This is a genomic window from Mycobacterium sp. IDUB_3, from assembly GCF_055419585.1.
Map to the genome: position 1 here is coordinate 4,274,124 of NZ_JBVAXZ010000001.1, position 12,146 is coordinate 4,286,269.

General features: G+C 70.3%; 11 protein-coding genes and 1 pseudogene. 5 read left to right on the forward strand and 7 right to left on the reverse strand.

Features of this window, described 5'->3' with window-relative positions:
* The first annotated feature begins 39 nt into the window (after positions 1 to 39).
* Positions 40 to 1,047 (forward strand): VWA domain-containing protein, encoded by a 1,008-nt coding sequence (locus tag ACZYVJ_RS19950; protein WP_463832608.1) that lies wholly within the window; start codon positions 40 to 42, stop codon positions 1,045 to 1,047.
* A 4-nt stretch (positions 1,048 to 1,051) separates the two neighbouring features.
* Here the strand turns inward: ACZYVJ_RS19950 and ACZYVJ_RS19955 are convergent, their stop codons facing one another.
* The 3 genes from ACZYVJ_RS19955 to ACZYVJ_RS19965 all read right to left on the reverse strand — a co-directional run bounded on the left by ACZYVJ_RS19955 (position 1,052) and on the right by ACZYVJ_RS19965 (position 4,363).
* Positions 1,052 to 2,035 carry a VWA domain-containing protein gene (locus tag ACZYVJ_RS19955; RefSeq protein WP_463832609.1) on the reverse strand — a complete coding sequence of 328 codons (984 nt, stop codon included), beginning with the start codon at positions 2,033 to 2,035 and terminating at the stop codon, positions 1,052 to 1,054.
* Between the two features lie 31 nt (positions 2,036 to 2,066).
* Positions 2,067 to 3,368 (reverse strand): protein export chaperone SatS, encoded by a 1,302-nt coding sequence (gene satS, locus ACZYVJ_RS19960; RefSeq protein ID WP_463832610.1) that lies wholly within the window; start codon positions 3,366 to 3,368, stop codon positions 2,067 to 2,069.
* Between the two features lie 104 nt (positions 3,369 to 3,472).
* Complete coding sequence (locus ACZYVJ_RS19965; RefSeq protein WP_463832612.1) at positions 3,473 to 4,363, reverse strand: alkaline phosphatase family protein; 891 nt, start codon at positions 4,361 to 4,363, stop codon at positions 3,473 to 3,475.
* 92 nt (positions 4,364 to 4,455) lie between these two features.
* On the opposite strand from ACZYVJ_RS19965, the pseudogene upp reads away from it, so the two are divergent.
* Positions 4,456 to 5,073: pseudogene (gene upp, locus ACZYVJ_RS19970) on the forward strand (uracil phosphoribosyltransferase); the annotation flags it as partial.
* Between the two features lie 7 nt (positions 5,074 to 5,080).
* Here the strand turns inward: upp and ACZYVJ_RS19975 are convergent.
* Together ACZYVJ_RS19975 and ACZYVJ_RS19980 are read right to left on the reverse strand one after the other, a co-directional pair.
* Entirely contained in the window at positions 5,081 to 6,661 is a 1,581-nt protein-coding gene (locus ACZYVJ_RS19975) for a phospho-sugar mutase (RefSeq protein WP_463832613.1), read from the reverse strand.
* Between the two features lie 3 nt (positions 6,662 to 6,664).
* Positions 6,665 to 7,480: a purine-nucleoside phosphorylase gene (locus tag ACZYVJ_RS19980; protein WP_463832614.1), complete on the reverse strand. Its 816-nt coding sequence runs from the start codon at positions 7,478 to 7,480 to the stop codon at positions 6,665 to 6,667.
* Between the two features lie 113 nt (positions 7,481 to 7,593).
* On the opposite strand from ACZYVJ_RS19980, the gene ACZYVJ_RS19985 reads away from it, so the two are divergent.
* The 3 genes from ACZYVJ_RS19985 to ACZYVJ_RS19995 are packed head-to-tail and all read left to right on the forward strand — an operon-like array spanning position 7,594 to position 10,621.
* Positions 7,594 to 8,208 (forward strand): cutinase family protein, encoded by a 615-nt coding sequence (locus ACZYVJ_RS19985; RefSeq protein ID WP_463833072.1) that lies wholly within the window; start codon positions 7,594 to 7,596, stop codon positions 8,206 to 8,208.
* Between the two features lie 47 nt (positions 8,209 to 8,255).
* Positions 8,256 to 9,446, forward strand: coding sequence for a M20 family metallopeptidase (locus ACZYVJ_RS19990; protein WP_463832615.1), 1,191 nt, complete (start codon positions 8,256 to 8,258; stop codon positions 9,444 to 9,446).
* On the forward strand, positions 9,443 to 10,621 hold the full coding sequence (locus ACZYVJ_RS19995; protein WP_463832616.1) for a M20 family metallopeptidase: 1,179 nt from the start codon (positions 9,443 to 9,445) through the stop codon (positions 10,619 to 10,621). Before ACZYVJ_RS19990 ends, ACZYVJ_RS19995 begins: the two co-directional genes overlap by 4 nt.
* Here the strand turns inward: ACZYVJ_RS19995 and ACZYVJ_RS20000 are convergent.
* Together ACZYVJ_RS20000 and ACZYVJ_RS20005 are read right to left on the reverse strand one after the other, a co-directional pair.
* Positions 10,618 to 11,436, reverse strand: coding sequence for an alpha/beta hydrolase (locus ACZYVJ_RS20000; protein ID WP_463833073.1), 819 nt, complete (start codon positions 11,434 to 11,436; stop codon positions 10,618 to 10,620). The two genes, ACZYVJ_RS19995 and ACZYVJ_RS20000, sit on opposite strands and share 4 nt — an antisense overlap.
* 202 nt (positions 11,437 to 11,638) lie before the next feature.
* Positions 11,639 to 12,118, reverse strand: coding sequence for a gamma-glutamylcyclotransferase (locus tag ACZYVJ_RS20005; protein WP_463832617.1), 480 nt, complete (start codon positions 12,116 to 12,118; stop codon positions 11,639 to 11,641).
* Positions 12,119 to 12,146 lie beyond the last annotated feature (28 nt).

Here is a 12,146-nt window from a genome sequence, read left to right on the forward strand (position 1 = left end):
CCATGCACCGCTGGAGCTCGACGCCTAGTGTGGCTGGACATGAAGGTGCCCCTGCTGGGACCGGTGTCGCTCACGGGCTTCCAGAACGCCTGGTTCTTCCTGGTCCTGCTGATCGTGCTGCTGGTGATCGGCCTCTACGTCGTGCAGCAATTCGCCCGTCGTCGCCGGGTGCTGCGCTTCGCCAACATGGAGGTGCTGGAGCGGGTGGCGCCGCCGCGGCCCAGCAAGTGGCGGCACGTGCCGACGATCCTGCTGGCCGTCTCGCTGGTGTTGCTGACCACCGCGATGGCCGGGCCGACGTCGGATGTGCGGATTCCGCTCAACCGTGCGGTCGTGATGCTGGTGATCGACGTGTCGGAGTCGATGGCCTCCACCGACGTGCCGCCCAACCGCCTGGACGCGGCCAAAGAGGCCGGCAAGCAGTTCGCCGACCAGCTGACCCCGGCGATCAACCTGGGGCTGGTGGAGTTCGCGGCCAACGCCACGCTGTTGGTGCCGCCGACGACCAACCGCGGCGCGGTGAAGGCGGGCATCGACAGCCTCAAGCCGATGCCCAAAACCGCTACGGGAGAAGGCATTTTCACCGCTTTGCAGGCGATCGCGACGGTGGGTTCGGTGATGGGTGGCGGCGACGGCCCGCCGCCGGCGCGGATCGTGTTGGAGTCCGACGGCGCCGAGAACGTGCCGCTGGACCCCAATGCCCCGCAGGGAGCGTTCACCGCGGCCCGGGCCGCCAAGGCCGGGGGCGTGCAGATCTCGACGATCTCGTTCGGCACTCCGTACGGCACCGTCGACTACGAGGGCGCCACCATCCCGGTTCCGGTGGACGACCAGACGCTGCAGAAGATCTGCGAGATCACCGACGGCCAGTCGTTCCACGCCGACAGCCTGGACTCGCTGAAGAACGTGTACTCGACGCTGCAGCGCCAGATCGGCTACGAAACCGTGAAGGGCGACGCGAGCCTGGCCTGGATGCTGCTCGGTGCCTTCGTCATGGCCGGCGCCATGTTGGCCGGTCTGCTGCTGAACCGCAGGCTGCCCGCCTGAGTGCTCAGCTGGGCAGGCGCCGGTTGATCAGCAGCGCCAGCGCCGTCGCGATCAGGGCGGTCAGCACGGCCAGCCGTAGCCACCCGGCGCTGCCCGGCCCCGGCACGGTGCGGTAGCCGATCTCGTTCTCGATGGCGTTGTAGCTCTTTTGCAGCTCGCCGAGGGTGGTGGCGGTGTAGGACTGCCCGCCGGACAGCTTGGCGACCGTCTTCATCTGGTCGGTCGAGACGGGGACGGCGATGCGCTGCCCGTCCATCTCGATCTCGCCGCCCTTGGTCCCGAACGAGATCGTCGAGATGGGCACGCCCTCGTCCTTGGCCAGCCGCGCCGCGGTGAAAACGCCGTCGTGCGGATCGCTGGGATTGGAGGGCCTGTTCTCGCCGCCGTCGGAGAGCAGCACGATGCGGGCCGGTGGCGGCTTGTCGCCGCCGGCGACCGCGGTGGCGCTGATCGCATGCAAGGCGGTGAAGATCGCTTGGCCGGTGGCGGTGCTGTCGGCGAAGTCCAGCTTCTTCAGCGCGTCGATGGTGGCCTGGTGTTGCGGGGTCGGCGGCACCAGCAGATAGGGCGTGCCGGCGAATCCGACCAGCCCGAGGTTGATGCCGGGCGTGAGCTGGCCGGCGAACTGGGTGGCGGCCTGTTCGGCGGCCTTGAGCCGGTTGGGTTCGACGTCGGTCGCCCGCATGGACTGCGACATGTCGATCACCAGCATGATGACGGCGCGGTTGCGCGGGATGCGCATGTCGTGGGTGGGGGTGGCCAGCGCGATGGTCAACAGCGCCAGGCACAGCAGCGACACGGCAATTGGGAGGTGCCGCCACGGCGACTGCGGCACGGGGGTGTCGGTGTAGCGGTGCAGCCGTTGGCGCCGCCGCGCCTGGACCAGGATGTAGACGGCCAGCAGGGCCAGCGGCACCAAGCCGAACAGCAACAGGCCAGGACGTTGGAACCCGTAGAGCGGTAGCGGGCCGATACCGGGAAGCGACACGTCACCCAACCTATCCCGTCAAACGACGGCGCTACTCGCGGCGCAGGCGTCCGTCGACGAACTGCTCCAGTTTCTCCCACTCGCGCACCGCCGCGGCGTACGGCGGCGACGGCTTGGTGACCGAGTCGGGCTCGAGGACGGCGGCCACCAGCTTGCCCAGCGGCTTGGAAGTCTCGAGGGCCTTGTCGACGGTGCTCTCCTCGGAGTAGTCGCCGATGTCGCGGAGCACCTCGACGGCCAGTTCCAGCTGCTCGCGATCCACGGCGTCCGGTCCGTCGGCCAGGTCGTCGGCCAGCCCGCTGAGCACGTAGATGTTGTCGTCGGTGATCTCGACCGCCAGCGAGCCGTCGGTCGCGGCGGTGCGGATGTCGTCGTAGGTGCTCAGGTCGGCCAGGTCGTGGTCGTGCTCGTCGGCCAGGTAGCGGGCGAGCGCGCGCTCGGACGTGAAGACGCTGATGCGTCCGTTGCGGCCCAGGAAGATCGGCTGTTCGTCCAGGTAGCAGCGCAGCGTGTAGAAGGTGCCAGAACTGGTCATGATCCGGATCGGATCGATGCCCACCTGCAGCCAGAAGTCCTTGTCGCTGCCCAGCACGACGCTGTCGCCGGTCGCGCGGTCCGGCTCGTCGTCGGTGTCCTCGTCCTGCGCCTCGGCGTCGTCCTCCGCGGCTTCCTCGGGGGCCTCTTCCTCGACGGCGTCCTCGGCGTCGGTGTCTTCCTCCGGCTCGTCCTCCTCGCGCTCCTCGGCCAGTTCGTCGGCGGCCTTGTCCGACAGCTTGGGGTCCACCTCGGGGGTGCTGACGATCCCGTCGATCGCGGCGAGCACGTCGTCCCAGCTGCGCCCGATCACCTCGGCGATCGCGTTCCAGCGCTTGGCGCCGGCCTTGCCGGTGAAGTGCTCGATTCCGCCGGCCACGGTGCCCAGGCTGGGGTTGCCGTTGAAGAACTTCGACACCGCCGCCAGCTCGCACACCGATCCGATGGACGACACGATCGACAGTGCGCCGGCCAACGCGGACACCGATTCCTCGGTGGGCTTCTCCGCCACCAGCTCCTCGACGGCGACGAGGTCGAACTGCGCGGCGGCGGCCGGGGTGAAGGTATGCGCGTGCGCCGCCCGCAGCTCCTTCCACGCCGGGTGGTCGGTCAGGTCGTTGTCGTCGTCCGAACGCACGAACGCGACCAGGTCGGCGACGCTGGCGAACCCGAACAGGTCCTCGTCCTTGCCTAGGAACGCCTCCCACTCGTCGCCGGAGTCGCGCCAGCGGGGTGCCCACACGGTGTAGCGGTCACCATCGGACAGGCTCAGGCGGATAGGCACGAGGTCAGCAACCATGCGGCACAGAATAGCGACGAGCGGCGATCGCGAGTGCGGCGGAGCCGGGCGAAGCGGGTCGTCGCCATCGGGCCTGCGGCGATCGCCTGTCGGGCCGTCCGGGACTAGCCCCAGATATCGGTGATGGGCGCGGCGTTGGCGGCGTAGCCCGTCTTGGGCAATCCGTACATCTGCTCCACCGTGGAAAGCACGTTGTAGTGGTTGATCTGTTCGCTGTAGTTGCCGGGACGGATGTGGGCGCCATAGAACACCGTGGGGATCTGGTTGCGGCTGCCGTTATCGTCCTCATCGAACGTCACGATCAGCAGGCTGTTGTTGGCCACCGCCCAGTTCGCGTACCCGGACAGCTCGCGGTTCAGCCAGGAGTCGGCCTGCGCGATCGAGCCGTCGTGCATGTTGTCGTCGTTGTCGGGGATGACGAACGAGACGGTCGGCAGGCTGGAGTAGTTGCCCCTCGGGAACGCGGAGAACGGCAGCGAATTCGCCGCCGGCACGTTGGTGAAGTTGGCCCAGGGCACATGCTTGCGCGCGTACTTGCCCGCGCTGCAGACCGGGGATCCGGCCGCGGGCAGGCCCTCGGCGAAACCGACGAATGTGTAGCCTGCGGCGAGCAATTCGGAGCCGAGGTTCGGCGCGGCGCCGCCGTTGACCGGGCACAGGTCCTTGGTCACGCCGAAGGTGTTGCCGGCGAACAGCGCCAGGTAATTCGGTTCGCTGGGATGGGTTTCGGCGAACGACTGGGTCATGTTGGCACCGTTCGCGGCCAGCGTGGTGATGAAGGGCGACGACTTGTTGCCGATGATGCCGTTCTCGGAACGGTTCTCCTCGACCACGATCACGACGTGTGCCGGTTGCGGAATGGCCGCTGCCGCAAGGCCTATGCGCGGGGTCAACGGGCTGGCCGCCAGAGCCACCAGCGCCCACGCGCCCAGTATCCGCAGGCTCCGGTACGCCCCGCCGATCAGCCTTCTCGGACTTCGAATTTCGCGCGACACGCCCGGAGTATAGGAACGGACGTGGCAGTGTTCCGGGACGAACGCGAGCGTGTCCGAAGGGCTTTGCCCGATCGTTATATACCCTCGACCCCATGGAAATGTGCGTCGTCGACCACCCGTTGGCCGCCGCCCGGCTGACGGTGCTGCGTGACGAACGCACCGACACCGCCGGGTTTCGCGCCGCGCTGCGGGAGCTGACGCTGATGCTGGTCTACGAAGCCAGCCGGGACGCGCCGCGAAAGTCGGTGAAGATCCGCACCCCGGTGGGCCCGACCGTCGGGACGCGCTTGGTCAAGCCGCCGTTGCTGGTGCCGGTGCTGCGGGCCGGGCTGGGCATGGTCGACGCGGCGCACGCCGCGCTACCGGACGCGGAGGTGGGCTTCGTCGGTGTCGCCCGTAACGAGGAAACCCACCTGCCGGTGCCGTATCTGGAGGCGCTGCCCCCCAAGCTCGTGGGCAGGCCGGTGATCGTCCTCGATCCCATGCTGGCCACCGGCGGGTCGATGGTGCACGCCATCGACCTGTTGGCGCGACGCGGCGCAACGGACATCACCGTGCTCTGTGTGGTGGCGGCCCCGGAAGGCATTGCGGCGGTGAAGAAAGCGGCGCCGGACGCGCGGGTGTTCACCGCCGCGGTCGACAAGGGCCTGAACAAGGCGGCCTATATCGTGCCGGGCCTCGGTGACGCCGGCGACCGCCAATTCGGGCCCAACCTGTTCACCAGCTCTGCACCGCAGCGACCAGCTCCTCGCGCAGGGCGCCGGCGCGCCGCCGCGAAGAGCCCAGGTCGTCGTCCACCGCACAGCGAATCTCCAAGTAGCACTTCAACTTCGGCTCGGTCCCCGAAGGCCGCACCACCAGCCTGATCGACGTGTCGTCGTCGCCGCCGGTGAAGATCAGCGCGTCGGTGATATCGGTGAGACTCGCGGTGTAGCCGGCCAGCGCCTTCGGCGGGGCCGCCCTCCATCGCCGCATGAGTTCGACCGCCTCGCTGGGATCGGCGACGCGGCGCGACACCGCGGCGACGTCGTGCACCCCGTACCGCCGGGCCAGGTCGTCGAGCAGGTCGGAGACCGAACGGCCCCGCCGCGCGGCCGCGGCCACCAGGTCGCACACCAGCACCGCCGCGCTGATGCCGTCCTTGTCGCGGACGGCCGCGGGGTCGACGCAGTGGCCGATCGCCTCCTCGTAGGCGTAGATCAGTGTGCCGCCGGGCACTTTCGCGTCGGCCCGGGCCAACCATTTGAAGCCGGTGAGGGTTTCGACGTGGACGGCGCCGTGGCGCGCGGCGATGACCGACAGCATCCGCGACGACACCACCGTGCTGGCCACCACCGGTGTGTCCAACTGGGTCGTGGACAGCAGGTAATCGCCCAGCAGCCAACCGGTTTCGTCGCCCGACAGCATCCGCCACCGCCCTGCTTCGGGAATGCCGACCGCGCACCGGTCGGCGTCGGGATCCAGCGCGATCGCCACGTCGGCGCCGACGTCGGCGGCCAGGCCCAGCAGCGCGTCGGTGGCGCCAGGCTCCTCGGGGTTGGGGAACGCGACGGAGGGAAACTCCGGGTCCGGTGCGAGTTGGCTTGCGACGGAGTGCACTTCGATGATCCCCGCACGGTGCAATGTCTCGGCGGCCACCGCGCCGCCCACCCCATGCAGCGCGGTCAACGCCACCCGCACCGAACCGGTGCCGCGCCGCAAGCCGGCCGTCCGTGCGATGTAGCGCTCGATCAGGTCGGTGCGCGCGGGTTTGACCGGGGCCCTGGCGATCTGGTCGGCCGGCGGGGCGGTGGCCATGGCGGCCTCGATCTCGCGGTCGGTGGGGGAGACGATCTGGATGCCGCCGTCCAGGTACACCTTGTAGCCGTTGTCGGCGGGCGGGTTATGCGACGCGGTGATCTGGATTCCGGCCGCTGCGCCGGTGTGCCGCGCCGCGAACGCCACCACCGGGGTGGGCACCGCGCCGGGCAGTAGCTGCACGGAAAAACCTTGGGCGGCAAGCACTTCTGCGGTCACCGTGGCGAATACCGCCGAGCCGTGCCGGGCGTCGCGTCCCACGATCACCGAGGAGCCGAGCAGGCCGCGTCGGATCAGCACCTGTGCCACCGCCCAGCTGGCCCGCGACACCACCGCGACGTTCATGGCGTCCGGCCCGCCGCGCACCGGGCCACGCAGGCCCGCGGTGCCGAACCTCAGGGGGTGGGCGAACCGCGCGGCGAGTTCGTCGGGGCCGCACGCGGCGAGTTCGGCGGCCGTCGCCGGGTCGGGATCGTGGGCGATCCACTCCTCGGGCGTCATGGCCTAGAACCGGGGAAGCTGCTCGAGGATCATGGCCAGCAGCGCCCCCATCCGGGTGGCCGCTGCGGCGCCGGCGGCCAGCACCTCGGTGTGGCTCAGCGGCTCGCCGCTGATCCCGGCGGCCAGGTTGGTCACCAGCGACACGCCCAGCACCTCGGCGCCGGCGGCCCGGGCCGCGATGGTCTCGTGCACCGTCGACATGCCGACCAGGTCGGCGCCCAGCGTGCGCAGCATCCGGATCTCGGCGGGCGTCTCGTAGTGGGGACCGGGCAGCCCGGCGTAGACACCCTCGGTCAGCGTCGGGTCGGCCTGGCGGGCCAGTGCCCGCAGCCGCGGGGAGTAGGCATCGGTCAGGTCCACGAATTGCGGGCCGACCAGCGGGGAACGGGCGGTCAGGTTCAGGTGGTCGCTGATCAGCACGGGTTCGCCGACGGCCATGTCCGCGCGCAGCCCGCCCGCCGCGTTGGTGAGCACCACCGCGCGCACGCCCGCCGCGCAGGCCGCCCGCACCGAGTGCACGACGTGACACAGGTCGTGGCCCTCGTAGGCGTGGATGCGCCCGACCAGCACCAGCACCCGGTGCGCGCCGATGCGTATCGACAGCAGCTCGCCGGTGTGCCCGACCGCGGTGGGCGGGGAGAACCCGGGCAGCTCGGCCTGGGGCAGCACGGCGGTGGGGGCGCCGAGCGCGGTGACGGCCGGTGGCCAGCCCGATCCGAGCACGATCGCGACGTCGTGCTCGGCGATTCCGGTGCGTTCGGCGATGACCTCGGCCGCCCGGCGCGCGAGGTCGCCTGGGTCGGACGGGGTTTCGGTCACAGTGGGAGCCTATCGGTGGGGCGGTGTCGCCGGTATGTGTCAGGATCTGCCGTATGAATCTTGGAAAGTGGCCGGTGGTTGGCCCGGTCATGGGAGTAGCCGTCGCCGTTGTGCTGTCGGTGGTTTCGATCACATTCGGCCCGGCGCCGTCGGCGAGAGCGGACTGTCCCGACGTGCAACTCATCTTCGTCCGCGGTACCGCCGAGCCGCCCGGTCTGGGGATGGTGGGCGACGCGCTGTTCGCCGCGCTGCAGCCCGCGCTGGGATCGCGCAATGTCGACTCCTACGCGGTGAACTACCCGGCCAGTTACAACTTCCTGACCACCGCCGACGGCGCCAACGACGCCCGCGACCACATCGCGCAGATGGTCGACCAGTGCCCGTCGACGCGGCTGGTGCTCGGCGGCTTCTCGCAGGGCGCCGCCGCGGTCTCGATGCTCGCGGGGGTGCCGCCGGTGGGCCAGCGCATCGGCAACTTCGGCTCGGCGCCCGCGTTGGATCCAGGACTGGCCGGCAAGATCAGGGCCGTCGCGGTGTTCGGCAACCCCGGCAACCGGTTCAACACGCCGCTGTCGTCGACGGGTGCCTTCGCCGGCCGCGCCATCGACCTGTGCAGCGAGGGCGATCCCGTCTGCGTCGTCGGTGGCCGCGACCGCGATGCGCACCACGACTACTCCGAACCGCCGTACCCCGGCCAGGCGGCGGGATTCATCGCCGGACTGGTGTAGCTTTCATCCCCTCAGGGGCGCAGACCGGTGAGTGAGATACTGCGAGAGTGCCAATAACCCCGTTAGACAGCGTTGAAGATGTCGTGCGGCGGCGTGGTGCCGACCTTGTCGAGTTGTCTCATGACATCCACGGAGAGCCTGAGCTGGCCTTCGCCGAGCATCGCAGCTGCGCCAAGGCGCAGGCGCTGGTCGCCGAGCGCGGCTTCGAGATCACCCCGGCGGCCGGCGGGCTGGACACCGCCTTTCGCGCCGACTTCGGCAGCGGGCCGCTGACCATCGGCATCTGCGCCGAATACGACGCGCTGCCCGAGATCGGCCACGCCTGCGGCCACAACATCATCGCGGCGTCGGCGGTGGGGACCGCGCTCGCGCTGGCCGAGGTGGCCGACGACCTGGGGCTGCGGGTGTCGCTGCTGGGCACCCCGGCCGAGGAGGCCGGCGGCGGCAAGGCGCTGCTGCTGAAGGCCGGGGTGTTCGACGACATCGCCGCGGCGGTCATGCTCCACCCCGGACCGGCCGACATCGCGGCGGCCCGCTCGCTGGCTCTGTCCGAAGCGACGGTGAGCTACCGGGGCAAGGAATCCCATGCGGCCGTTGCGCCGCACCAAGGCATCAACGCGCTCGACGCGGTCACCGTCGCTCAGGTGGCCATCGGGTTGCTGCGCCAGCAATTGGCGCCCGGGCAGCTGGTGCACGGGATCGTCACCAACGGCGGGCAGGCGGTCAACGTCATTCCCGGGCACGCGGCGCTTCAGTACGCGATGCGCGCGGTCGAAGCGGAATCCCTGCGCGAGCTCGAGGGCAGGATGTACGCGTGCTTCGCCGCGGGCGCGCTGGCCACCGGCTGCGAATACGACATCGACAACCCCGCACCGCCGTATGACGAGCTGAAGCCCGACCAATGGCTGGCCGACACCTTCCGCGACGAGATGTGCCGGCTCGGCCGCGAGCCGGTGGCCCGCGAGTACGAGGTGGCGCTGCCGATGGGCAGCACCGACATGGGCAACGTGACGCACGTGCTGCCGGGAATCCACCCGGTGGTCGGGGTCGACGCCGGCGGCGCCATGGTTCACCAGCGCGCCTTCGCCGACGCGGCCGCCGGTCCCAGCGCCGACCGCGCGGTCATCGAGGGCGCGATCATGCTGGCGCGCACGGTGGTTCAGTTGGCCCAGACGCCCGCCCAGCGCAACCGGGTGCTGGACGCGCAGGAGCGCAGGCGCGCCGGGACGCAATCATGAGCCTCGTCGACGCCGCCAATTCGTGGCTGGCCACCCATCACCAGGACCTGGTCGAGTGGCGCCGGCACCTCCACCGCTACCCCGAGTTGGGCCGGCAGGAGTACGCCACCACCCAGTTCGTCGCCGAGCGGCTGGCCGGAGCCGGGCTCAACCCGAAGGTGCTGCCGGGCGGAACCGGACTGGTCTGCGACATCGGGCCCGAACACGAGCCCAGGATCGCGTTGCGCGCCGACATGGACGCCCTGCCGATGGCCGAGCTCACCGGCGTTCCGTACTCCTCCACCATGCCCAACGTGGCGCATGCCTGCGGTCACGACGCGCACACGGCGATCCTGCTGGGCACCGCGCTGGTGCTGGCGTCGGTGCCCGAGCTGCCGATCGGGGTGCGGCTGATCTTCCAGGCCGCCGAGGAGCTGATGCCCGGCGGGGCGATCGACGCCATCGCGGCCGGCGCCATCACCGGGGTGTCGCGGATCTTCGCCCTGCACTGCGACCCCCGGCTGGAGGTCGGCAGGATCGCGGTCCGGCACGGCCCCATCACCTCGGCGGCCGACCAGATAGAGATCACGCTGTATTCACCCGGCGGGCACACGTCGCGGCCGCACCTGACCGCCGATCTGGTGTACGGGCTGGGCACGCTGATCACCGGGCTGCCCGGGGTGTTGTCGAGGCGCATTGACCCGCGCAACGGCACCGTGCTGGTATGGGGCGCGGTCAACGCCGGCGTCGCCGCCAACGCCATCCCGCAGAGCGGCGTGCTGGCCGGCACCGTGCGCACCGCGAGTCGGCAGACCTGGGTGGGCTTGGAGGAGATCATCCGCGAGACGGTGTCCGGGCTGCTCGCGCCGCTGGCCATCGAGCACACGCTGCAATACCGGCGCGGCGTGCCGCCGGTGGTCAACGAGGACATCTCGACGCGCATCCTCACCCACGCGATCGAATCGATCGGCCCCGACGCCCTGTCCGACACCCGCCAGTCCGGCGGTGGCGAGGACTTCTCCTGGTATCTGGAGGAGGTTCCCGGTGCGATGGCCCGGTTGGGGGTGTGGCCGGGGGTGGGTCCGCAGCTGGACCTGCACCAGCCGACGTTCAATCTCGACGAGCGGGCCCTGCCGATCGGGGTGCGCGTGATGACGAACATCGTCGAGCAGTCGGCCGCGTTCGAGCCCTCCTAGGCGCCGGTGGCGCGCACGACGTGTTCGGCGATGCGGGCGTAGGTGCGCCGCGTGACGTCTGCGGCCTCGCTCATGATGTTGTAGCCGTGGTCGACGCCGGCCACCTCGTGGTACTCCGTTAACGCTCCGACGGCGCCGAGTTTCCCTGCGTACCTGCGGGCTTCGTCGCGCAGCCGATCGTGCTCGGCCGTCACGACCAGGGCGGGCGCGATGCCGGCGATGTCTTCGGCGTTGTCACCCCAGGCGGGCGAGGCCAGGCGGTCGCGCCGCCGCGCCGGCTCGGGGATGTAGGCGGTGTCGAAGACCTCGCTCATCCACGGCTTCATGATGGCGCGGCGGCCCAGGGTGGATGGCTTGTCGCGGCTGGGCGTGACCAGGTCCAGCGGCGCGTAGTGCAGCACCTGCAGCGCGATGTCGGGGCCACCGTTCTCCAGCGCGAGCCGCGCGGCCGCGGCGCTGAGGTTGCCGCCCGCGCTTTGACCGCCGACGCACAGGCGGGTGCCGTCCCAGTCGCGGCCGGGGCCGGCCGCCCAGCAGACGACGTCGTAGATCTGATGCGCCGCGGTGGGAAAGCGGTGCCGGGGCGCCAGCACGTAGTCGGGGTTGATCACCAGCACGCCCGCGTTGGCGGCGAGGTAGCGGCACCACGGATCGTCCTGCTCGGGGTGCCCGACCACGAACCCGCCGCCGTGCACGTTGACGTAGACGGGCGGGTTCGTCGCCGCCGGCGGGTGGTACACGGTCGCGGACACCGGGCCGTGACGGGTGTCGATCGCGACTTCGGTGGTTCGGCCCGCAATCTCCGGGAAGCGCACGGCGGCTTTGGGGGCGGGCCTGAAGGCAGCGGCGAAGGTGCGCGCCGCCGCGTCGGCGACCAGCGGTGTGGACAGAATGGACAGCCGATTCTCCTTTCCCCGGCGCCACCCCCGGGTCGGGGCGCGCATCATCGGTCTGTCTGTCTACCCTGCCGATCGCCGTCGGGCGAATAATTTTTGCCGGTGCCGCCGGCGAGCGGGGTCAGGCGCCGGTTCCCGGGCCGATGTTGCGGGCCGGGCGGGTCCGCAGCCAATGCACGTATTCGGCTGGTGCCCCGGCGATTTCGGCGGCATCGGCCATCACGCCCAGGTACCGGGCCGACGGCATCCCGCCTTCCCAGGCGTCCAGGACGTACAGCCACGCCAGGACCGGGTCGGTGTCGGTGTCCGAGGAGATGCGCTCCACCCGGCAGCGGATCTTCTTGTGGACGCCGAACTCCGAGCCCTCCCAGCGGTCCAGGTTGTTCTCGTCCGAGGGTGTCATGTCGTAGAGGACGACGAACACCTTCGAATCCGGGTCCTCGACGACGCTTGCCAGCGCGCCCTCCCAGCCGATGTCCTCGCCGCCGAAGGTCAACCGCCACCCGTGCAGCCAGCCGGTTCCGGCCATCGGCGAATGGGGCGCGCGTTTCTGCATCTGCTCGGGATCCATGTTCGACCCGTACGCGGCGTAGAGCGGCACGGGAAAAGCTTAGACGTCCGATGCTGGT